The sequence below is a fragment of the Bacillus cereus group sp. N31 genome, assembly GCF_016483245.1.
Lineage (GTDB): Bacteria > Bacillota > Bacilli > Bacillales > Bacillaceae_G > Bacillus_A > Bacillus_A toyonensis.
In genome coordinates this window covers 1-24,690 of the sequence record NZ_JAEHCH010000028.1, presented here as the reverse complement: position 1 = coordinate 24,690, position 24,690 = coordinate 1, and the positions used below count along the sequence as shown (strand labels likewise).

Below are 24,690 nucleotides of genomic sequence, written 5' to 3'. Positions count from 1 at the left end.
AAAAGAGCCTACTATTTGTAGGCTCTTTCTTATACCTTACTTTTTACGACGTACTACAAAAACAAACGTACCTACCGAAGATACAATCGCTAAAACTGATAACACAATTGCTATTGCTTGCATATTACTTGTACCTTCATTTTTTACCACACTAGATACTTCTCCATGTTCTCCAGTTAAGGACGTACCTTTTGCAATTGTAGTAACTGAATGCGGTTTTTCAGCTTTCTCATCGCCTGTCCATTCAACAATTTCTCCGTCTTTATATTGTTGATACGCATCCCAGGCTATCTTTTGTTCTTGATCTGGGTTTTTAGCAACGAAAGTAAATCGCTGGAACTGACCAGATAAAATCCCTTCTCCTGTTGCTTCCCATACTACAGTTTTCACTTTTCCAGCATTATCTTTTTGCTCTTCCACTTTCCACCCTGGCACTGGTTCATACTGTTGAAACTCAACGCCGGACGGTATTTTCAATGTAACTTTTGTCGTTGCTACATTCTTTTCAACTGGTACTTTTATCGTGTAAGTCTCCCAAGAGTTAACATCCGAAGTTGCTGGCTTCACAGTGACGTGCGCACTTACAGGTAACGAAAAAATTCCCATTGCAATTATTGTTGCGATCATTGTTGTTCCTAATTTTTTTATACGTTTCATTTTCTATTAGCTCCTTTTTATCTATACCTTCTCTTTATCTGCCACCTACAATAAATTTATAATCCGTATCAAAGCTATCAAGAGATTTTGTTAATCCGTGAACTTGTATATTCCAGTTGCCTGTCATGTTAATATACATACCTTCCGCTTCATATTCTCCCGGTGAAATTGCTGAAACTTTAAATGAACCTTTACCCATATTCATATCTAACGATTGAGTCGTCAATACAATTTGTTCCATATTAGTAACAGGCTGTCCATTCTCATCCTTCAAAGTAATATGAAATGTATTCTGTCCTACCTTATTAGGGCTTACATGTAAAGTAAGTTCATATCCATTATCTAATTGTTTACTCTCTGTAAAAGGTCCAGTAGGAGGCATCGGCGGTGTTTGTACGTTTGTCATAAAAGCTACGATTATGAAAACGATAATTCCAATGATCAACTCTACTTTCAGCGTAGCGCCTAATCCTTGTCGGGCTCGCATTTTCCCTTTCACATAATGAATAATTCCCAATATCCCCATGAAAACGAATAAAAGTATCTTTGCTAATAATGCTAATCCATACTTCGTATCAAATAGGGAATGAATCGTGGGAATAAAAAATGTACTGTTAAAAAGACCCGTTAATACAATGACTATGACAGCACCTGTTGCCCATGGTGAAAAACGCTTAATTGCATCCCAATACTTCGTCCACTTCTCATCCTCTTTACGTAAAAGAAGAATAATCGATGATAGACCGCCAACCCATAACGAAGCTGCGAATAAATGTAGAAAGTCCATAACGACAGCAATGTCTTTAAACTTCAAACCAAATGCGTGACTATTAAAGGCTTTCATAACGAGTAACCCAATAAAAAGTAATATTGGAATGCTCCATACTTTAAACGATGAAAGTTTCTCACGCTTCAACGCAAAATAAGTAACAATGATAAGCACACTAATAAGAGCCATTTGAGTGATCCATACATAACCAAAAACAGATAGTTGCAATGTTTCTTTTAATAATAGTGGATCAAATGCTTCTAACCACGAAACATCAGCATTTATTTTCGCTTGCAATGGTAGATTGCATAGTAAGCTAATGAATATACCTATTAATGATATCCATATTATTCTCTTACTCCTTGAGTGAACTTCTATTGCATCCCCTTTATATATAATAAGATTAAAGAATAGAACTCCTAAAAATAGTGAGAAACTTGTATATAGAACCCCGCGTTCCATAATCATATCGATTTGCGGGACATACCCCATCTCTTCTACTTGTACATCATCTGCTCCCGCTTCAGCTAACCCAATCTGGAACGGAATAACTCCTTGAATTGGATGTCCATCAGCTGAAATAGCTTTCCATTGAATAGAATAGAGACCGTCTTTAAGATTCTCTTTTACCCCTGCCTCTAATAGTTTTTTGTTTCTTTTATCAATATGAGCATCCTTTAAATCTACTCTTTTACCTGAGGTATCTCTTACAAACAATGTATTAAAATGTGAAACTTGTATATCCTCATCAAATTCGATTTTCACGACAGTTGGTGCTTTCTTCAACGTTTCATTTTCAACAGGATTTGATTTCACAACATATGCATGAGCAGACGCGCTTTTTGGTATCAATATAATAAGCACACATGCTATTACTAGCCATGCCCCTAACCTTCTCATTACTTTCACACTCATTTCACTTCTTTCTTCTTCATCGCTAAACTTTCATTACTTTATACTTCCTAGTTTGATTTTCTGACGAAATATTAACCTGATTAAGTATAAATTTCCATGCTATATAATACTTACTTTCTCCCCGCTTTTAAACTACTAATATAATAGTAACTACCCTAATTAAAACAACTTATATTTTTAAAGTCGATTGTAATTATATCATAAAATATATTTATGTAAGTTCCTTAAGAAGAAAAGTTCTCGTGAATCATTTGTGAAGAAAATGTGAAATACATAAAGTGAAACTTTAATTAGCCCTCACCAATAGAGCTTTTACGGGCAGTAAGACTCCTACAAATAGCGAGATAAATTAAAAGGTGTTACGTAATAACGTAACACCTTTTAAAAAATATCCTTCTTCTATTTTTCTTCCGGATAATCACAATACTCAATAATCGTTCCTTCTGTATCCGCTGGGTTCAGGTAAATTAATCGTCTACCATGTTTATTCATTCGAAGTGTATGCTCTAATGTTCGAATACCTTGTTCTTTTAATTCTTCTAAAGCCACATCTAAATCATCGACACGATACGCAACGTGGTGAACACCTTTCCCTTTTTGTTTTATAAAGCGTGCTATTGGCGACGTCGTATTATTCGTCGGTGCAAGTAGTTCAATTCTATCTCCATCCACTTCTATAATAGCAACTTCACTTTCCACACCTGGTGCTTCACTTACGTAACGATCTATTAATTTCCCTGATAGAACCTGTTCATAAAAACGTATCGTACTATCTATATCACGAACTGCGATTCCGATATGATCAATTGTTTTTTTCATTTTATTTCCCCTACTACTTTATTTTTTCTCATTATTAATAGTAACAAAAAAAGCTATAGAAACAAGTTCTATAACTTTTTTTATTTAACCTATTTTCTTATCCGCTCTAGTTGCTGGTTGAACTTGGTTTTTCACTTTTAAAACGCTAATGCCATATCCGATAAATCCACCGATAATCGCTGGGAAGATCCAGCCTAATCCTACTTCCTGCATCGGAAGGAATTTAGTGAACACTTGGCTTACTACTTCAATGTTAACTCCAGCTGCACTTAATCCATCGAATAAGCTGATGATAAATGTTACGATTAAGCTCACTTGATAAACTTCAGCTCTTCCTTTGAATAATGAATGGAAGAATGTTAAGAAAATCAATACGATTGCTAGTGGATAAATTGCTGTTAATACTGGAACAGAAACTGCGATTAATTGTGTTAATCCTACGTTTGCAACAATTGCACTAAATACACATAGCGTGATTGCAATTGCTTTATAAGGAATATTTGGGAATAACTTATGGAAGAATGAAGAACATGCTGATACAAGTCCCACACTAGTTGTCAAACAAGCAACTGTAATCATTAATCCTAATAATACTCCACCATATGATCCGAAATAGTAATTAGAAACTTTCGCTAATACTTCTCCGCCGTTCTCTAAATGTCCAAGCTTCGCAACACTTGAAGCTCCCATATAAGAAAGTGCTGTATAAATAATTGCTAAAATAGATGCTGCAATGATTGTCGCTTTTGCACAAACGACCATAATCTGTGTTTTCGTTTTCGCACCTTTTTCTTTAATTGCATTAATGATGATGATTCCGAATACGAATGATGCAAGCGTGTCCATTGTTAAGTATCCTTCTTGGAATCCTTTAAAGAATGCATGTGATGTATACCCTTCCACTGGTGCTTGCATATCTCCAATTGGATGAATAAAAGCAACGATTACTAAAATACCGATGAATGTCAATTTAATTGGCGTTAATATTTTTCCAACAATATCGACAATTTTCGCAGGATTTAGCGAAAAAAAACAAGTGATGCTAAAGAATATAATTGTGAAAAGAATTAAAGGTGTAGAACCTAATCCTTCTGGCATAAAAGGCTTAAGACCAATTTCATAAGAAACATTACCCGTTCTTGGTATTGCAAATAACGGACCGATTGCTAAGTATAAAACTGTTGTAAACACAATCCCGAATACTGGGTGAGCACGACTTGCTAATGACTGTAAATCATCTTTACCCGAAAAACCAAATGCTAGTACACCTAGTAATGGTAATCCAACACCTGTTACTAAAAATCCAGCGTTAGCAATCCATACATTCTCTCCTGCCGATTGACCTAGCATAGCTGGGAAAATTAAATTTCCGGCTCCAAAAAATAGTGCAAATAACATTAATCCAATAACTACTATGAACGAAAACGGTACTTTATTCGCCATAATATAACCCCCATTCAAATTTCCTTATCTCATTTTCCAATTTTAACTAATTGAATTTTCTGAATATTTAATTTAAGTATCAACTATTCTTGAACTTATTATAATTCTCTATATAATATTTTGCAATACTATTTTCAAACTTTTCTTTTATTTTATGAATATACATTTTTTAACATAGAATATAGACTAAAAAACCAACATGGTCATCCATGTTGGTTTTTCCATTTACTATCAGTAATTAAAATTTCGCAGCTACTTTTTTAACGTTTTCTAAACCTTCTTCAACAATTTGTTGTGAGCGATCTGGATATTGATTGTGTCCTTCAATTACCACTGTTTCTGGATTTGTAATTCCCCAGAATCCAAGTACAGTTGTTACATAATTAACCGCCATTTCCATAGGAGCCATTTGCTCTGAAGAATAATCTGAACCACGAGCACCTAGTACAACTACTTTCTTATCACCAGCTAAACCTTCCGGACCATTTGCTGTATATTTAAACGTTTTTCCAGCTTGAGAAAGGTATGAAATATATGTGATTAATGGTGCGGGTACTGTGAAGTTCCATAATGGGAACGCAAATACAACTTTATCAGCTTCTAAAAACTGATTTAAATATTGATCTACTGTTGCTACAGCCTTCTCTTCTTCAGCTGTTAACTCCATTCCTTGACTGCGTTTATATCCACCTGAAATTGCGATATTTCCGTAATAAGGAAGATCTAATGCAAATAAATCTAACTCTGTAATTTCTGTATTTGGGTTCGCTTCTTTATAAGTACTTACAAATGTTTCATACATTTTTGAACTAATTGCTTGCTCCGCTGGACGATCGTTTGCTTTTACAAATAATACTTTTGACATTGTTTTATTCTCCTCTACTTTCGTAATTTCTTCTTTTTTACCAAATAATGAGCTAAATAGTCCCATTTTCTTCACCTAATCTTTCTTTTCATATTCATTATTCATCATCATAAAAATTCTTATTCTAAGAAAAAGTTCGAATAGAGACCTTCATTTCAGGAATCTATAACTTTTTGTTATTTAATTACCTTATGTAAGTGATTGTAATATAGTTGCTTACTTTAGTCAAGTAACTTTTAATAAAAAATAAAGTCTCGAATTGAAAATAATAATAATACACCAAATACTACTTTATTACTTGTATAATTAACTTAGAGAGGGAAATTCATATTTAGAAAGGATTTATTCATGAGCACTATAGAAAAGATTCAAACTTTTATTATTCTATTTGCTGTTACATGCGGCATTGTACTCGGACAATTTAATATCATACATATGTATTCAGACAAATTTATTGTCCCCTTCTTATTTTTCATGTTATATGGATTATTCCTCAGCATCCCATTGAAAGAGATTAAAAACGGATTTCGCAATTTAAAATTTGCAGGAACAAGCCTTACCATTAATTTTTTATGGACGCCTTTCCTCGCTTGGGGATTAGGTGCATTATTTCTTTCAGATCACCCAGCACTTTGGGTTGGGTTTATAATGTTAATGGTTACTCCATGTACAGATTGGTACTTAATATTTACTGAAATAGCGAAAGGAAACGTAGCGCTTTCCACAGCGATTTTGCCTGTAAACTTAATTTTACAAGTATTATTGCTACCTGTTTATTTATTTTTATTTGCCGGTGTAATGAAGACTGTAGCGGTTTCTATTCTAATAGAAAGTATCGTAATCGTTATCGTCTTACCATTTTTACTTGCACATGCTACAAAATTCATTATGAATAAAATGAAAAACGCTGAAACACTCGAGAATAAAATCATTCCGTTTTTCAGCTCTGCTCAAATTGTATTTTTAAGTTTAGCAATTGTAGCGATGTTTGCATCACAAGGTAAATATTTACTTCAAAATATGAATGTTGTTTTATTATTACTCATTCCCGTTCTATTGTTCTTCATCATTAATTTTTTACTAGGACAATTTATCGGGCGTATCCTGCATTTATCTTATAAAGATACAGTAAGTTTAAGCTTAACAACATTAGCAAGAAACTCGCCTGTTGCGCTCGCTATTGCTGTGACTGCTTTTCCAGACGAGCCTCTTATCGCACTTGCACTTGTTATTGGACCGTTAATTGAGTTACCAGTACTTGCTTTTGTTTCACAAGTGTTGTTACTTATTAAGAAAAAACGGCAATACGCATAATAAAAAAACGTCCCACTTTGGGACGTTTTTTTATTGTCGAGAAATTATATAAATGCAAAATTGAATTATCGGCTCTAAAAATTTTATACGTTATAGAAGATTGACTTTTCGTTACATTAACAGATCCTTTTTAATTAAAAATGATAGGAAAAGTAAATATAACGAACGCTGCCCAAAGTCCGTAGATTGGCAAATACTTCGTAACGGCATCTTGGATAGGTAAAGGTCCGGATTTATTTTGTAGAAAACGCATATAAGAGAGCATAATCCAAATTAGATTTGCCCAAATCAGTATATTTACTCCTAAAACAGCAAGTCTATTAGGCGTAATACCATAGGAAGAAAGTCTGAACACGATAGCTGACAAAGCCACACTATCAATAATAAGCGCAAGAACAATTAAGACAAAATTTATATAATCTGAAATGTTCTTTTTCTCATCTGAGTCGCTCTCAACAATGGAAAATATAGTAACAGCCAATACAACAAGAAGTATTCCGTTGAAGACCATCAAGAAATTGCGGTCCAAAAATGGATTTTTCCCAACCCATATAACCGTTATAAGATAGATCAACAAGGTGATCAGGACAAGCGGACTAAAAATTTTAGCTATATAGGGGGTAATATTTTTAGCAAACTTAAGATTCATTGATACTAAGTATGCAGCCACAATAGCGAGAGCGGCAGCACCAAATAAAACAACATTACTAAAATAGAACTCTCCTATATCCAAGTCAACAAAACTAAATAACCGCATGGTGAATACTGCTAGTATCATTCCGCTAACTGCCATGCTGGCGTAAAGAATACAATATTCCAAATTAAATTTAATATAAGCTAACCTTGTACTGCCTTTTGAATATTCATTTCCTGTAAACGCAAGCCCTACCAATACCCATAAGAATATAGGAAGGTGTAAATAAGCAAGGATCATACTGTCTTTATCATTTAATGGCAGCATATTAAGATAAAGCCCAGAAATTAGGAACAACGCTGCAAGAAAATAAATAATATTTTTGTTCGGAGTATTATTGTAAACAAAATAGGCAGCAATAAAAGGGATTATACCAAAAGCCAGATTAATCGGAGCAATTGCTTCCTGTTCGACAAAGTGGAAAATGATTCTGGTGCTTAATCCGGCTAGAATAGCTAACATGCCCATGAATAAGAAACCCTTTTGAATCAAGGAGGGCTTTCTTGTATTTCCCTTCTCCTTGAAATGTAATCTTTCATACCAAATACCCAAAACCTGAGAATCCGGATTTTGTTCCCATGCTTGTAAGAATGACTTTTTAAAAGCTTTCGGGTCTTTTCTATACATTCTCTCCAACTCATGAGGGTTATCCATATTTTCAATAATCAAATTGTGACTGTTCATATTTTTACCTCCTCTAAAAAAACAACGTTGTTACCTTTTCCATAAAAAGCAACTCGCTTTTTTATTCTGATTTTGATTTTAATATAAATTTTATCGTTTTACAATAAATTTTTATTATTTAAGATAATATTTTTGTTGTATATTTTTATTCCAAGCAAAAACAAAAAGCATTCCTCATTCAAAGAAATGCTCTATAACTTTTTATAAACATCGGTGTAAGCTACAGCCAGTTTTGAAACTTCCTCAAGTAAAGAACTTTTTATCCCGGCTCAATTTTTCGTAAGATGTCTTTATTACTTGATTGAAGGCTATTTTTGCTTTGTTCATATCTCCTAATCAACCATTTCCCAAAATTGAGATGCTACTTTGGAAATTCTTTGATTTTTTAATTTTACTATTACAGGTTCTAAATGAAAATCAAATTGTTTCAATTCAAAAAGCGTTGTATGTTCTAAAAATGATGATGTGTAATCCATTCTTGGAATAACGGATAATCCTAGTCCTCTACTAACAAGTGCTACAACCATCCTTATATCTTTACACTCGATAATGATATTTGGCTTGACTTGATGTTCATCAAACACCTTGAAAAGGTCTTCATTGAAGGAGAGTCCTTCCATTGCTCCTAGCATAATGAATGGGAACTGGGCAATCTGTTCAATCGTCACATGCTGTGATGAAAACGATGTTGCCCAACTTGATGGAATAATCACAGCGGTTGGTTGTTTTTTTAATATTTTCATCTCATATTGTTCACTATTGCCCAATCGTAAAAGTAAGGCAACATCAATTTCTCTTTGTTCTAGTTTTTTTAATAATTCTTCTGAATTTCCAGTTACTATTTTTATTTTGACATTAGGGTATTGTGTTCTAAACGTACTAACATAGTCAATGAGCATATTCGAACATGTAGACGATACACCGATATTTACTGTTCCGCCTATACCTTGTTCAATTTCTTGAATTTGCTGCTTTACATCTTGAATTTGCATTAACATTTGATTGGCATATTGGTATAGTATTTCACCTGTTGCTGTAAGCTCCCATTTTTGACGATATCGATGAATTAAAGTTGTGTCAAGATCAGTTTCAAGCTTTTTTAATAATTGGCTAAGCGGGGGCTGCGCGATATGGAGCACTTCTGCTGCTTTAGAAATGCTTCCTTGCTTCACAATTTCTTTAAAGTAATATAATTGCCTGAAATCCATTGTATCTCTCCATCATATGTTTTTTGATATGATTAGTTTATCATATATATATTTTTCATATGTCGAATTTGGCGTTATATTTAATTCTATAGCTATAGTCTTTATATTGATAATATTAACTAGAAAGTGAGAGATACTATGAATCATTGGAACAGAACCTTGAAGCGCATCTTCTTATACGTGCTCGGGTTGTTTTTTATGTCGATTGGCATTAGCATGTCGATTCAAGCAGGATTTGGTGTATCGCCTGTGTCATCATTAGCATATGCAAGTACGCTAACGATTGGTTTATCGATTGGTGTGACAATGGCGCTTGCAAATGTTTTATACATTATTATTCAAGTGATATTAAGTAAACGAATGGAGTTAAATGAATTTGTGAGTCAATTCATTATTTCGTTTTTATTTGGTTTTTTCATGGATGCAACGCTCTTCCTTGTCCAACTTTTCCCTGCACCTGAAACTCTCCTTGCTCGAAGTGTATATTTGATTGTTAGTTTATTTGTTATAGCGGTCGGTTTAATGGGCTATACAACAGCGAAACTACCATTAATGCCGTATGATGCATTAACTTATGCAATTAGTGAAAAATTTAATTTAAAATTCGGTAAAGCAAAGATTTTGAGCGATTTAATAAACATTTGTGTGGCTGGTGCAATCTGTATAATTTTCATTCAATCATTAGGCTCAATCGGAACCGGCACACTAATTGCCGCCTATTTTATCGGCAAAATTTTAGGGTGGATGATACCGTATTATCAACCACCTCTCCAACAATGGGTATTTAAAACAGAAAAGGCTGCCTAAGGAATCATAATAAAGTACAGGAAAAATAGATGAATCAAATTCCTCAACCGAAATCAAATAATGAATTTTGCACCTTACCAAGTGCCAGTCCACATTAGGAATGGCACTTCTTTATTACTGCCTTTTCTTTGACCTTCTATCACTTTGGTTAAATGATAAAACAAATATTGTATTAAAACTAAACTGCCGTTTAGTTAAAGAAGAATCTTTAAACTTTTTTATATTTTAAAAGACTTTATTGCTACTTAATACTATTTCATACCACCTTTTCAAACAATTATTTCAAATAAATTTTAGTGCTAGTATACAAAACTCTGTAATTATAAAATAAAAAAGCATGACATAAAATTGTCATGCTTTTTCTTTTCTATCTATATTTTCAAACCGAATACAGAACATTTTACTCGGGAAAGAGCTTTGTCACATGTTGAAACCACTTAATTCTCAAACACAAAATTAATCTTATTATCTTTCCACTCTAACTTCGCATCAAACGTTTTCTCGCCCTTTTTAAAGCCTTTAATTAAATCGGTCTTCTCACCTTTTAAGAGCTTTGTCATATTCTTTTGCGAAATTGTTTTACTTAATATTTTCTTCGAGATGGTAAAGTCACATTGTGTTGTATTGTAATTGGAACAACCGTAAAACGTAGATTTATCAATTACATCACCATCGCATTTTTTACAACTTCCAACCTTTTTACCTGTCGTAAATTTCGATCCTTTTCGCTCAATCGATTCAACATGTAATCCAGTGAAATCCCATTTCTCCGACATTTCTACCGCATCTTCAATAATTTTAGCTGATAGCTTTTTCGTTTGTTCCATAAATGTAGCTGGTGAAGCGGTACCTTCTCCGATTTCTGCAAGACGTTGTTCCCATTTTGCAGTCATTTCCGGTGAAGCTAGTATTTTGTCGCCGATTGCTGTAATTAATACTTTGCCCTTATCAGTCGCATACACTTGGTTTTTCTGCACATCTATATATTTACGGTCTTTCAGCATCGTAATGATGCCGGCACGAGTCGCTTCCGTACCTAAACCTTCTGTTTTCTTTAATACTTTCTCCAGCTCTTCATTCTCTAAATACTTACCTGCCGTTTTCATTAACGTAATAAGTTGTCCTTCTGTATAACGCTTCGGTGGCTGTGTTTTTCCTTCTTTCACTTTCACCTTTACAACTTTTCCTTGGTCACCTTCAGCTACAATTGGAAGAATCGTTTCGTCATCTTTATCGTCTTGGAAAATAACTTTACGCCAACCTTCTTGTATTTGCTGTTTTCCTTTCGAAATGAACGCAGCACGTTCGTCTACAAGAGTTGTAATTGTTGTGTAGTCAAAGATTGCTACTTCATAATGCGCCGCAATAAGTCTTCTTACGATCATATCGTAAATTTTCTTTTCATCGCCTGATAGTTTGCTTGGATTGGTAACTTGTTCTGTCGGAATAATTGCGTAGTGATCTGTAACTTTCTTTTCATTCACATAACGCTTATTGTTCAAAATCGATTCAACCGGAGCCGGTAATAAACCTTTATATTCATCAAACTGACTTAATTTCTGTAAAATATCAGGGAACGTCGCTGCTTCTCCTTGTGTAACATAGTTAGAATCCGAACGTGGATAAGAAACTATCCCTTTTTGATATAGTGCTTGCGTTATATCAAGCGTCTTTTTCGGCGAAAATTTAAAAGCTTTATTTGCTGTCGCTTGCAGTGCTGATAAATTAAATAAAAGCGGCGGCTGAAACTCTTTACGCTCCGTTTTCATTTCCTTCACTTCTGCCGGTTTCCCTTGACAAAAAGCCGCAATTTTATTCGCCATATCAGGGTCTTTTAAGCGGGATTCATTATCCTTCTCCCATTTCCCATCATATTTCTTCCCTTCAATATTAAAGGTTGCGAACACTTCCCAAAACGGCTCTGACTTAAAGTCTTCAATTTCTTTCTCACGCTTTACGATTAATGCGAGTGTCGGTGTTTGTACACGTCCGGCGGAAAACACATCATTCATTCCCTTTTTCTTTAGCAAAATGCTAAAAACACGCGATGCATTCATACCAACAACCCAGTCGGCGCAAGATCTTGTATATGCTTCGTAATACGTATTAATCGTATCTGCTTCATCTAGTAAGTTTTTAAATCCTTGATAAATGGCTTGCTTCGTTAAAGATGAAATCCAAAGACGTTTCATCGGCTTTTGCACGTTACAAAGATTAATAATGTTTCGTACAATTAATTCCCCTTCGCGCCCAGCATCGCCTGCGTGAATAATTTCTGTTACCCCCGGATTATGTAACAGTTGTTTCACTACATTAAATTGCTTATACTTTGACTTTGTTACTTCAAATTGAAAACGTTCTGGAATCATCGGTAACGTATTAAGTGACCATTTTTTCCACTCTGCATGATAATGTTCTGGATTACATAACTGCGTCAAATGACCAATTGCCCATGTACAGTACGCTCCATTTGGAAATAACTCATTTGCTTCTACTTCTAAATATCCATCTTTTCGGCGATATTTAAACTGTGAAACAAGAGCCAAACCTTGATCTGGTTTCTCGGCAATAATTAATTTCATTGTATAACTCCCTATCTGTATTCCAGTGTTACTTTCATTGTATATATGTTTAGAAGCGATGATAAAACAACAATCTTATTTATCATTCGCGGGTCGCTCCCAAAAATGGGATAACTATAATATTATACGCTTTTTCTTTATTGCTTCACAATAGGGAGAGTTGCATTATCCAAGTATCCTCTCTTAATTCGTCTTTCGTAACATTGTAATTGGTATTTCTAGATTTCATGATTTTATAAATAATTCTAAATCTATTCACATCTAAATTAGCTACTACATTTCAAAAGATGAGATATCTTCTCTTTTCTATATGTCCTTGAAGTAAAAAAATGTAATTTGATATTACGATTAGTTCTCATATAAGAATCCGTCTCGCTCCAAACATAATTATGTTTGGAGCGAGACGGATTCATTTACTCAAGATTTTAAAATATGGGTTGAGGACTCTCCTAATCTATCCCATGCTGTGAATGCTCAATTAAAAGTAACAAAATTACATTTTTTAAATATCATACTTTTATTTCAAAGTTATACACGTTTAGTAAACCTTATGATCCGATACACAATTATTGCAGTAATCGAAATAATAAGAGCGGTTATCAAGCCAGATTCTCCAATCCAAATCTCTAATTGATATCCTGTAGTTGCACGTGCAAAAGGCCCTTGAATAATAGCATTCCAAGTGGTGTGGATGATAACCGACGGCCAAACACTACCTGTGATAAGTCGTAAATAAGCTGTAATATAACTGAATGGTACAATACAAAAATAGATGCCAAGTACAGAGAGAAAGACAGATGTTCCCTCTACATATAGACCAGCAATAACAATTGGGACATGCCATGTTGCCCATATTAATCCACTAATAAGGATTGGACGTGAAAATTCCGCATCGACTAGCCTTGTGAGCATATAACCCCGCCAACCCATCTCTTCTCCCATAACTGGGATTAAGTTAAGCAAGCTTCCTAAAATTCCGCTCAATACTACTATAAAAATGAAACGTAATGGTATCGGTAGATACTGAAGTCCAAGTATATTGTAGATAGGTTCTAGCATACCACCTTGTGGGAGCTGAAACCTCGCAAATCCGCTAAACCAGGCAATCGAATATGTAATTCCACATATTATCATAGGTATTATCAGGGCCAAAGCAATCCCCTTCCATATCTTTAAGTTATCTAGACTAAAAGATACATCTTTAAAGCCTTCTCGCAGTATGATACGAGTTAGAATAGAAGAAATTGCAGGAGTAAACATATATACCACAATTAGCGGCATGCTTTTCGTAATCATTATTACTACATTTAAAAGAATAGAAGTAATGAACAAAATACTTAAAAACAGTTGCAGTCCTTTTTTAGCACGTTGGACTTTATCCATATTGTGGAATGATTTTGCATGTAATATCATTGTAATCCGTCCTTCCCCTTTTATTAATTTGTTTATCTAATCAACTTCCTGTCATTTCGAGAAATACAACACAGAATGAAGATGTTTTTTCATATTGATTAATCAATCCCCCCTCTTAAATTCATAATCTAGCCTTACTTACGATTCAATCATGTAATTATTCTTCATAAGTTGTCATAACCGATAGTACGAAACTGTAATGTTTAACCTATGACCTGTGTCAAATAATCTTGTGACAATATGTAACTAGAAAATATGATATGGAATAAATAAAAATTGAATTACGGCAATTGATTCGTGCAAGTACATGAATCAATCTTGCTTTTGAAAATAATTCAATTGAGGTGAAAAAAATGAATAAAAAAAAGAGGTATTGTGGAATGGTTGCAATGGTTAGTACAGCTATATTAGTCGCAGGAGGTGGAGAAGTAGGAAAAGCACAAACGGTTGCAGTTGAAGATTCAGCTCAATCAATCCAAAAAAATATCGTTAAATCAATACAATCACAGGCGCATCCATTAAAAACGATAGAACCGTCAAAACCATTTGAGGATTTAAAACCACTTAAGAAAATGATTGGGCGCGCACAATATGTAGGATTAGGAGAGAATACTCATGGAAGCTCTGAAATTTTCACTATGAAGTTTCGACTTGTGAAATATTTGGTTACTGAGATGGGTTTTACAAATTTCACAATGGAAGAAGATTGGGGAAACGGATTAAAGTTAAATGAATATATACAAACAGGAAAAGGAAACCCTAGGGAGTTTTTGAAATTGTTATATCCTACTGATGAAATTATTACCATGATTGAGTGGATGAAAGATTATAATGCTGATCCATCCAATAAAAAGAAAATCCAATTTATCGGACTTGACTTAAAAACAATGGACCAAAGTGTTTTTAATAAAGTAATTGATTATGTAAAGCAGCATCGACCAGATTTGCGGGCAGAAGTAGAAGAAAACTATAAAGACCTTTCTTCTTTCACTGGAAGTATACAGGAATATATGAATCTTGCTCCTGAAATGAAAGCAAAGTTCAAGGCAAACGCTGAGAAAGTAGCCCAATTACTAAAAGATGAGAAGGAACAGGCAAACAAAGATGTAGGTTCATCCGAGTACATCTGGGTAAAAGCAACAGCGAATGCAATAGAGAAATTTACCACAATGCTGCTTTCTAATGACTACCCAAATGTAATAAAGCTACACGAGCAATACTTGGCCGATCATGCAATGTGGGCACAAGAGACATTTGGTGGTAAAACTATGGTATGGGCACACAATATTCACATAGCAAAAGGAATTATCGATGAGAAATTATATCCTGATGTTGCGGGGCAGTTTTTGAAGGAACGTTTAGACAATAATTATGTCACAATTGGTAGTACAACTACAGAGGGGAATTTCACCGTATACAGCGAATATAATCCTTCCACCGGAGGTAAGATTGCAACGGATACTATTCCACAAAATGTAAATAGTTTCAATTATACCCTCGGAAAAGTACCGTATAAAATGTTTTTGTTGGATAACCGTCACCTTAAAGGACACGCAGAGAAATGGGTTAGAGCAAAAAGGCCATTACTAAGTATAGGGGGACAACTCCTCCCAGACGGTTCGTTATACTTTGATACTTCATTGCTTGAGCAATTCGATATTATTTTTCATATCCGAAAAACAAGTCCATCTCATATTAAATAAAAGTACAAAACAATCCCTTCTTGCTGATCCAAGAACGGGATTGTTTTGTAGATGATTAATAAAATCATCTTGTTTTTAACTAAGAATAGGCTAATCCCCCCTTTTTATCATCATGTAAAAATGTCATATGACATCTTTACACTGGTGAGTTTGACAAAAAAAGCAGTATGATGCGGTTATTATAGATAGGAGCGATACACTTTATGAGATCAAGATTCATCCAGAATGGTTATTTTTTATTACTAACTTTCATTACAGGTTTGTTTTATTTTTGTTTTTACTTAATAGCTCTGCTATTCAGTTTCACCCTTTCATTTACGGTAGTTGGGATTCCATTAATTATACGCGTACTACAAACTACCACAACTTTTATCCAATTCGAGCGCATACAAACGAAAATTTATACTGATATTTCGACAGACTCTTACGATAGAAATGTAACAACGGATACATCGGACTGGGCTCAAGTGAAATTAGGACTTACGGATCGCCGCACTTGGTCTGCTGTCTTTTGGTTAATGCAGAAATTTGTGATTGGCATTTTCAGTCTCATTAGTGCAATCATTTTTTATGTAATGCCACTTATGTTCCTGTTAGCACCACTATTGTATCGATACATCGATATGAATATTATTTTCATACAGATAGATACTTTTCCAAAGTCACTCCTTGTAATGTTTATGGGTATAATGTTTACCGCCATAAGTATTAAAATAGTAGATGGTTTAACGAAAAAGTTTGGAGGTTATACACGCAGTATGATTCAACAACTAAATCGATAGAAATTTGTAGTCTACGAGTAGTAGGCAGTTTAAACTTAAAAATATAACAATGCAAGAAGGATTATTCTATAATATAGGAAATGAGAAAGAAGGCTACTTAGGGGGTAAATGAATTGTTTGATATGGTTAAATATTGGTTTTGGTATGATTGGATTATGTTAGGAATCCGTCTACTTGTTAGTGTGTCTACCATCCTAGCAACATTAAATTTTCAGGATGGTTTAACATTACCACTTTGGATTATTATTCTTTGGGAAATTATTGCCTTCTCTATTCCATGGGTGGCCTTACTGTTCAATTACAAATATTACTTATTCACAGAAATATTGCTATATGGTGGACTATGTATATATTTAACCTCTTTATTTCCAGAAGCTTACAATATTTTTCTTATATCGGTGTTTCTTATCGCAGCAAATAGTAAGCATTTGTCCTATTATTGGACAGCTCCAACAACAGTTTTTGTAATAACCGGGATTTTCTATGCAGTTGCGCCAAGTAATAGCTATTGGATTATGGTCACCTACTACGGATTCGCTTATGTAATGGGATTCGCTTTCCATTTATTAATCATCAATCATAAACAAAATGAAGTAATTCGTAAACAAAACGCGGTACTTGAGCAATATATGTCTCAGATCGAACGCATTACACTGGCCGAAGAACGAAACAGGCTCTCTAGTGAACTTCATGATACAGTAGGCCACGCCTATACTTCCATTATTATGGGGATGGAAACGTTGCGAACCGATCTTGCTACCGAAATGGGTGTACAGAGGCTAGATTCCCTGCTTGAAATGGGACGTAAAAGCATCGAGGACGTGAGAGGTTACCTACATCAAATGGATCCTCAGTGTCAATCGCCTTCCTTGATTCAATCTCTACAAAATCTTGGAACTGAATTTCAGGAGCACGCTCAGGTGGATGTAAGCTTCCGAACATTCGGAGAGGAATATCAACTGTCTCGACAAGCGAAGATAGCATTCATTCGTTGTTTACAAGAGTCCCTTACGAATGCGGTACGTCATGGTCAAGGGACTGAAATTATAGTTTCATTGCAGTTTGAACAACAATATACGAGATTAGAAGTGCAAGATAATGGAAAGGGAAATGTAGAATGGCAGGAAGGCTTTGGTATGAATACGATGAAAGAGCGGGCGATGAATTTACAAGGTCAATTGTCTGTATATACAAAGCCAGAGGAAGGAATGCTTGTTACATGTACCATACCGCGACAAACTGAAATAAAAGATGGACTTATTCGTTTATTAATTGTCGACGATCAGCCATTTGTTCGGGAAAGTTTGAGTACACTACTCGACAGGTATGAAGATATAAATGTAGTCGGTTTGGCTGAAGATGGCGATCAAGCCATCGACTTGTGTGGGCGCCTTCAACCTCACGTTGTACTCATGGATTTAGATATGCAGCAAATGGATGGAGTCGAAGCGACAAAAAAAATTAAGCAACAATGGCCACATATCCGCGTATTGATTTTTACAACGTTTCAGGATACGAAACAGGCGTTGGACTCGCTTCGTAACGGTGCGGATGGTTTTTTACTTAAATCCATTGAAACGTTAGAGCTAGCTAATACGATCCGACTTATTCATGGCGGTGGGACGCTGATTGATCAGGGGATGTCTCACAAAATATTTGAGCAGTTTGATGAGCAAAACGAGACACCACAATCAAAAGCAACTGCTTATGAACTAACAGCCAGAGAGATAGAAATATTGCAGCTAGTAGCAAAAGGACTTCGATACAATACGATAGCTTCAAGGCTATATTTATCGAATGGTACGGTCAGAAACTATGCTTCCTCGGCTTACACAAAGTTAGGAGTACGTAACAAGGAAGAAGCTGTCCAGAAGGCTCTAGAAATTGGAATTATCGAATGAGAAAACGGTTTGTTATTTCTTTAGAGCTAGCTAAACTGTAGTTACAAGATGCAGTAAGGAATAAGACTATAAATCTAATTTTTTATCGTTTTTGGTAGGCAATTTTGAATAGGTTCATCCTGTTTTCAAACCTTTAAATAGCCTTACTACATTCAATATGTAGTAAGGCTATTATATTCTATATCAAAATTAAACATCTTTATTATTACTATATCGAAACTTGTTTCACGTCTTTTCACCAGAATCCAAACAATACTTCTCATACCTATTAAAGATCTTTGTCTGTTTTTATGTTAGAGATTGAAGTGATGAAATAATATCTTTGTTCATTCTTTGGCTTCTTTTTGTAAAGAATAATAGATAAGTAGAAAGTAATCTTTTATGATATAAATCACTTTATATTCGCTTCATTCTCGTTTCTTCTTTTGGAGGAGTAATTGGCGTATTTGAAACATGGCGGAGGCACAAAGAAGGGTGCTAATTTTATTTCGATCTTCCTAGCACCCAAGTAGCAATATCATTTATTACATACTCAGGGATATTAGCAGGACTATAATATTCATCCGGTTTACTTAATTCTCCATCTCCTTCTGTAAAGAAGTGATTTAACTTTGGATATAGTCGATAATCAACGTTATCTCGTTCTTTTAATTGTTCTTTCCATAGAGGAATTTCGATTTTTGATTGAACTTGATAGTCTCTTTCTCCTTGAATAATTAGAAGCGGTGTCTTTTGTTCTTTTGACATTTCTGCTGCTTTAACTTTACGAATAGAATCCCAAAATACTGCTGATCCTAAATAAAAACCTTTTGGAGGATTCTGACTAGAGAAGTTGGGATCATTTAATAATTCAAATTGCGATTTGTAAAATTTATATTCATCCGGTTTCATTGCTCCAATAGAAAAAAGATACTCAAATTGATCTAAAACAACATCTTGAATCGTACGGGCTGGTCCTCCCATCACAATCGCCCCAGCAATATTTTGATTTTGGTCTTTTTCAATCATTTTCGGAAGCATCATTCCACCTTGACTATGACCAAGAATATAAATTTGATTCTTATCTATCAGAGGTTCATTTTTAAGAAAATGAGTCACAAGAAGAGCATCATCTGTTGTCTCTTTATCCACTGTATAAAAAGGACTGGATTGTGTTTTCAATCCATGTTCATAAGTTCGTTTATTATAGCGAAGGACAGCAATTCCTTTCGAGGCAAGACCTTCAGCTAAATCACGAAATGGTTTTAAAGCAAACGCTGTTTCATCCTGATCGGTTGCTCCAGATCCTTGAACAAGAATAACCACTGGGAAAGGACCCTTCCCCTTCGGAACAGACAATGTTCCTGGTAATGGAAACGCACCACTTCCAACCACTACTTCTTTATCAACAAAGGATTCAGGCTTACTATATGACGGACGCTCTGCAACTGGACTAAACGACATACTAAGTTGAAAATCATCTATTTTTCCAGATGGATCTAGCTTAATTAATAATGGTACTGTAAATTGTTCAAAAACTAATTTAATCTCTACATTTGTATGAACAGAATTTGTCTCTTTTTGTGTTACCTCTCCAATCTCCATAAAAGAACCTGCTTGTAATTGCGCAGGGAGTTCCTTCCAATAACTCTTCAGCCATTCTTCGGATATTACTTTCTGTAATGATCGAGAAGTTAAATCAATTGCAGATTTATAGTCTTCTGTATCCATATAACGGATAAATGAAAGGGTAGTAGCTATAACAGGATTTTCACTTTCAGTATTGTCTATTTTTTTTATATTGTTGTTTGTTTCCTTTAATGTCGAAATAAATTGGTGATTGAACGGATTTTTATATGTACAAGGATATAAGCTTGATTTTAATACATCCGTATTCCGTCCCTCATACAAACTTGAATCATTCACAAAATTTTCAGGTGAAATTACTTCCTCCGCATATGAAACTGAAGGAATAGCTATTGTACAAATTGCACTAACAAGTAATAACCTATTCCCTATCCTTCTTTTCGTGCTCATATTTATTGATTCTCCTTTCGAAATTAAATTTTTTATACAGCTTGCCCTGTACTATAAGAAAAATTAAAATTATCAAAGAGATTAATAGTCTACTTTACGATCCCCCCTAACAAATTAAAAAGCTACTATAAACAAACTTCAATAAAAAATGCCTTCTCCCTCTTTTTTTTGACTGGATTTTTGAGTGGCATGGAAGGACCAAGCTGAATCACATGTAGCCGACCAAAGGTATACAGGTAAACTAGCATCCAAGAACAGTGCATATAAAATCTCAGTAGAAATGTTCTTTTGGATTTCATTTTTCTTGTTATTTGACTAATAAAAAGAGAGCACCTCTCAGTAAGTGCTCTCTCGTAAAAAATATCAGTCATTCTATTCGCAATGCGCATTATCTATAAGGTTTTTTAATGTATAATTTCTATATAAGGGATATCGCCACATACCTATTAAGCTAAGATTTTACAGTCCCCCCCATTTTATGCACCGTTGACTACTGATTTAAAATGTACATTCCTTTTGTTTACTAGTGGTTCGCTTATCTAACCTAAAGATAAGTATGTGGTCCTTTTACAATTTGAACTTCTTTTTAAGCTTCTTATATTTTCTATATGAACGTCTAACAATGTTTAACATGAAATACGGTATTTTAACAGGGAGAGGCAATTTATAAATGAAAGGCAAGTAAAATGTAAAATATGCCTTTTCTAGATCTCTCCACTTACTATCTTCTTTTGTTTTTAAGAAATCAGATACATCGACTACATATCCCCTTCCGTTTTCCATCATCACATTTTTCCCGTGAACATCACAAGGAGTTAATCCTTGTTCTCTTGCATACTCTAAAGCTTCATTGATATCGAGGATTACCTGCTTAGGAATTTTAATCCCCTTATGAATAGCATCGTACAAGGTAATTTCTTTTAACCGTTTCAATACTATGAAATTTTCTCCTTTATATATAAGCCTCGAATAAGAAGGATGATTTCCGATTCTTCGGTATACTTCTGACTCTTTTTCAATCCCTTCTCCTTTTCGCGCATAAACTTTCACTACCCAACCTTTGTGTTCTTTGTGCATAAATACCGCGGCATAATTACCTGTCCCTAAACACTTCCAAAGTCTAGGAATATCTTTAACTACTACAGGCTCGAATTCATCCTCACTTCTTATGCTTACCTCTTTTAATAATTCGTCCTTTATCAATCCCACAAAACTATTTATACTCATCATTTCCACTCCGTTTTTGCTAAAAGGGGTCCCACCCCATCGCTATTAAGCTAAGAAAATACAACTACTCCAGAACGAGATTTTGTCCTAACTTGTAATAAAAATAAATCCTATTGCGATAAAAGACAATAATTTTTCGTTCTGGGGACACCATAAATATTAACTTTATAACAGTGGGCTAGTTTAAAATTGCATCAAAAACCTAATTGAAATTAAATCAGGAATGTTATTTAAACCGATTTTAACCTGCTAATTTGCAGGTGAACTATTTTCTATTTCATAACAACCCACCAGTATTTCTTTTAAATATTCCTTATATTTGGAGCGTAGCATTTCCGGAGAAATGATTTTAATTTCTTTATCGAAAGACAAAAATATTGAACCAGAAAATCCATCTCCTTTTCTCCAAAAGTCACAATAATGTATTTGTTTTGTTATTCTTCTTGAAAAGACATGTTATCGTAAATGCGTTTATAGAATTGTTCTACCCCTTTCTCACTAACTTTAAAAGAAAATGGTCGTTGTGTATTGAATTGTTTTCTATATAACGAACTAATTGTCTCTTCAGTAAAAGGAATGCTTTCCTTATCTTTATACTTTGTATATTGAATATAGTCACAACGGAAATTTCGAAATTCTTTTTTGTCTAAATCCCAACTAAAGCAATACCAATTTCCATTTGTGATTAATAATCTTAAGGGTTGCATGATTCTTGAATTGTTGCCATAGCGACAATCATTAATTTCTATTACCTTTTTATTCAGTATGGCAGAGAAGAGTTCTTCTAAAAAGTACGACTCCTTTTTTTGATTTATTCCTACAAATTGGATAACTTGATCTGCCTAATGAACTACCTCTTTTTGCCTCTTTGGGGTCCCATATCATGCCCATCAAGCTAAGAAAACAAGTTACCCCCAAAACGAAAAAATGAGCTAAATTACTCATAGCAAAATGTAATAAGCTAAATTTTATTTTTGAAGACTTCAAAGTATTAGCTTGGTACAAATTGGTGATATTTCAATAAGGGATGTGCTCATTTTCTTACTACTGATAATGAAATTTATGTAAATTACCAAAGAAACATTTTTATTTAATGAGAATGTATAGCTACTCCATTTGTAATATTATTGCAACAATTGTAAAGATAATTCTGGAAAATCGAAATAGAATTCTAATTCTAAGGGTATTTCCAATTGTTTGGTTGGGTTTTCAGAAAGAGTAAGGTAAATACTTTTAAAGTAATATAAAAGGAAAATTAGGTATCTTTATGCACGTTAAATTAACATAAATAGGCATATATAGAGAATTCAAACTTATTTAAATTTAAAGTGTTGTTAACCCCTATGAAACACGAATCATTCTAATTGTTAGTACAATTAGAATGTAAGATTTAATTGGAAAGAAGGGGTTATTGTGAAAGAAACAATTAGTAGTTATGAAGATTTATTGGATATGTTAGATTCATTATTGCGTGAACCAACTCAATTTTGGGATGATTTTTATTCAAATCGTGAAAAAGGAGTTCCCTTTTTTACTAATAAACCAGATGAGAACCTAGTTAATTATTTCGAGAAAAAATTACTTAATCCAGGGAAAGTTCTTGAACTTGGATGCGGTCCAGGCAGAAATACAATTTACTTTGCTGAAAAAGGATGCTTAGTTGATGCGGTAGACTTATCACAGGAATCAATTCAATGGGCAACCGAACGGGCAAAAGAAAAAAATGTACATGTAAATTTTATTTATAACAATATCTTTGACTTACAAATTGAAGAAGGTACATACGATATTGTGTATGATTCAGGATGTTTTCATCATATTGCTCCACACAGAAGAATGAATTATATAAATTTGGTGAAAAAGGCTTTAAAACCAGGTGGTTATTTTGCAATCACTTGTTTTGTTCAAGGCGGAGAATTAGGTGGGGCAGATATAACGGATTGGGAAGTATACAAACTACAAAGTCTTAAAGGTGGATTAGGTTTTACAGATGCAAAACTTAGAGTCATCTTTAGAGACTTTTCTGAAGTAGAAATACGTAGAATGAAAGAGATAAAACAATCGAATAAAGTATTTGGTGTCTCTGGGCTGTGGACAGCTTTATTTATGAAAAAGCTTACTGAATGGTAAAAAGAATTATGTTTTCTTAGTGAATTATATTTATATCTGTTAGCAAAGACTATGTGAACGAAGAAACCCTTCAGAAAATCTGAAGGGTTTCTAGATACATTAAATACTAATAAGGATATCATCTCATCGCTATCAAATTGAGATAAATTTGTATCTAAATAATAAGAAAAACGCTATTCTTTTTGTAGAAATATACAGAAAGGATGGTGTTTTTGTATGAATCTATCGATTCAAGATGAGTTTCATTTATTCGCTGAAGAACTACAGCGATATCTATCTCCACATATCCTCCAACAAGTCGCACAGGAGACAGGTTTTGTAAAACGTAAAAGTAAGTATGGCGCACGAGATATGGCTGCTTTATGTATTTGGATCAGTCGACATGTAGCAAGCGATTCCCTCACTCGATTATGTAGTCAACTTTATGCAAATACAGCTACACTCATGAGTCCTGAAGGACTTAATCAACGTTTTAACCGATACGCTGTTTTATTTCTACAGCGTGTATTCTCCCTTTTAATCAAAAGCAAACTAAACGATTCGTCTCGAATCTCAAACCAATACACCTCTTATTTTCAACGTATACGTATTTTAGATGCTACTATTTTTCAAGTACCCAATCATTTGGCTCCTATTTATCCTGGTTCAGGAGGATGTGCACAAACAGCCGGTATTAAGATTCAGCTAGAGTATGATTTACATAGTGGAAAATTCCTCAATTTTCAAATGGAACCAGGTAAAAATAATGATAAAACCTTTGG

At 34.2% G+C, this 24,690-nt stretch carries 19 protein-coding genes and 1 pseudogene; 7 read left to right on the top strand and 13 right to left on the bottom strand.

Going from position 1 to position 24,690, the window contains the following annotated elements:
* Positions 1-36: 36 nt before the first annotated feature.
* The 5 genes from JDS81_RS25185 to JDS81_RS25165 form a co-directional block, all read right to left on the bottom strand.
* Positions 37-657: a YcnI family copper-binding membrane protein gene (locus tag JDS81_RS25185; RefSeq protein ID WP_097953311.1), complete on the bottom strand. Its 621-nt coding sequence runs from the start codon at positions 655-657 to the stop codon at positions 37-39.
* A 34-nt stretch (positions 658-691) separates the two neighbouring features.
* Complete coding sequence (locus JDS81_RS25180; RefSeq protein WP_142312409.1) at positions 692-2,341, bottom strand: copper resistance CopC/CopD family protein; 1,650 nt, start codon at positions 2,339-2,341, stop codon at positions 692-694.
* Between the two features lie 399 nt (positions 2,342-2,740).
* Complete coding sequence (locus JDS81_RS25175; RefSeq protein WP_000750859.1) at positions 2,741-3,160, bottom strand: VOC family protein; 420 nt, start codon at positions 3,158-3,160, stop codon at positions 2,741-2,743.
* A gap of 84 nt (positions 3,161-3,244) precedes the next feature.
* On the bottom strand, positions 3,245-4,603 hold the full coding sequence (brnQ, locus tag JDS81_RS25170; RefSeq protein WP_087970024.1) for a branched-chain amino acid transport system II carrier protein: 1,359 nt from the start codon (positions 4,601-4,603) through the stop codon (positions 3,245-3,247).
* 238 nt (positions 4,604-4,841) lie between these two features.
* Entirely contained in the window at positions 4,842-5,534 is a 693-nt protein-coding gene (locus JDS81_RS25165; protein WP_000522498.1) for an FMN-dependent NADH-azoreductase, read from the bottom strand.
* Between the two features lie 282 nt (positions 5,535-5,816).
* Here JDS81_RS25165 and JDS81_RS25160 point away from each other — a divergent pair, with 282 nt between their 5' ends.
* On the top strand, positions 5,817-6,782 hold the full coding sequence (locus tag JDS81_RS25160) for an arsenic resistance protein (RefSeq protein ID WP_000103794.1): 966 nt from the start codon (positions 5,817-5,819) through the stop codon (positions 6,780-6,782).
* 130 nt (positions 6,783-6,912) lie between these two features.
* On the opposite strand, the gene JDS81_RS25155 is transcribed toward JDS81_RS25160, so the two are convergent.
* Positions 6,913-8,160 (bottom strand): DUF4153 domain-containing protein, encoded by a 1,248-nt coding sequence (locus JDS81_RS25155; protein ID WP_097953292.1) that lies wholly within the window; start codon positions 8,158-8,160, stop codon positions 6,913-6,915.
* Positions 8,161-8,492: 332 nt separating this feature from the next.
* Positions 8,493-9,368, bottom strand: coding sequence for a LysR family transcriptional regulator (locus JDS81_RS25150; RefSeq protein ID WP_097953291.1), 876 nt, complete (start codon positions 9,366-9,368; stop codon positions 8,493-8,495).
* Between the two features lie 138 nt (positions 9,369-9,506).
* Between JDS81_RS25150 and JDS81_RS25145 the strand changes: the two genes are divergently transcribed.
* A complete protein-coding gene (locus JDS81_RS25145) occupies positions 9,507-10,175 on the top strand; it encodes a YczE/YyaS/YitT family protein (RefSeq protein ID WP_097953290.1) in 669 nt (222 codons plus the stop codon).
* Positions 10,176-10,612: 437 nt separating this feature from the next.
* Here JDS81_RS25145 and topB read toward each other — a convergent pair whose 3' ends face one another.
* Together topB and JDS81_RS25135 are read right to left on the bottom strand one after the other, a co-directional pair.
* Positions 10,613-12,757 (bottom strand): DNA topoisomerase III, encoded by a 2,145-nt coding sequence (gene topB, locus JDS81_RS25140; protein ID WP_097953289.1) that lies wholly within the window; start codon positions 12,755-12,757, stop codon positions 10,613-10,615.
* Positions 12,758-13,285: 528 nt separating this feature from the next.
* Positions 13,286-14,170: a CPBP family intramembrane glutamic endopeptidase gene (locus JDS81_RS25135; protein ID WP_000600477.1), complete on the bottom strand. Its 885-nt coding sequence runs from the start codon at positions 14,168-14,170 to the stop codon at positions 13,286-13,288.
* 380 nt (positions 14,171-14,550) lie between these two features.
* Between JDS81_RS25135 and JDS81_RS25130 the strand changes: the two genes are divergently transcribed.
* From JDS81_RS25130 to JDS81_RS25120, 3 genes are all read left to right on the top strand, one after another.
* Entirely contained in the window at positions 14,551-15,873 is a 1,323-nt protein-coding gene (locus JDS81_RS25130) for an erythromycin esterase family protein (protein WP_371399166.1), read from the top strand.
* 203 nt (positions 15,874-16,076) lie between these two features.
* Entirely contained in the window at positions 16,077-16,655 is a 579-nt protein-coding gene (locus JDS81_RS25125) for a sensor domain-containing protein (protein ID WP_097953287.1), read from the top strand.
* Between the two features lie 113 nt (positions 16,656-16,768).
* Entirely contained in the window at positions 16,769-18,556 is a 1,788-nt protein-coding gene (locus JDS81_RS25120; protein WP_097953286.1) for a helix-turn-helix transcriptional regulator, read from the top strand.
* Between the two features lie 329 nt (positions 18,557-18,885).
* On the opposite strand, the pseudogene JDS81_RS31135 reads toward JDS81_RS25120, so the two are convergent.
* From JDS81_RS31135 to JDS81_RS30575, 4 genes and pseudogenes are all read right to left on the bottom strand, one after another.
* Positions 18,886-19,038, bottom strand: a pseudogene (locus tag JDS81_RS31135) (IS4 family transposase); the annotation flags it as partial.
* A 1-nt stretch (position 19,039) separates the two neighbouring features.
* Positions 19,040-20,572, bottom strand: a complete 1,533-nt coding sequence (locus tag JDS81_RS25115; protein ID WP_199688631.1) for an alpha/beta hydrolase — start codon at positions 20,570-20,572, stop codon at positions 19,040-19,042.
* Positions 20,573-21,139: 567 nt separating this feature from the next.
* Positions 21,140-21,799 carry a protein kinase family protein gene (locus JDS81_RS25110; protein WP_000026521.1) on the bottom strand — a complete coding sequence of 220 codons (660 nt, stop codon included), beginning with the start codon at positions 21,797-21,799 and terminating at the stop codon, positions 21,140-21,142.
* Between the two features lie 434 nt (positions 21,800-22,233).
* The gene (locus JDS81_RS30575) at positions 22,234-22,542 is read right to left on the bottom strand and encodes a WYL domain-containing protein (RefSeq protein ID WP_252199178.1); all 309 of its coding nucleotides are present in this window, start codon (positions 22,540-22,542) and stop codon (positions 22,234-22,236) included.
* Between the two features lie 670 nt (positions 22,543-23,212).
* Between JDS81_RS30575 and JDS81_RS25100 the strand changes: the two genes are divergently transcribed.
* Positions 23,213-23,929 (top strand): class I SAM-dependent methyltransferase, encoded by a 717-nt coding sequence (locus JDS81_RS25100; protein ID WP_097953285.1) that lies wholly within the window; start codon positions 23,213-23,215, stop codon positions 23,927-23,929.
* A 216-nt stretch (positions 23,930-24,145) separates the two neighbouring features.
* Positions 24,146-24,690: IS4 family transposase (locus JDS81_RS25095; RefSeq protein WP_199688630.1), on the top strand; the 545-nt coding region annotated here is incomplete at its 3' end.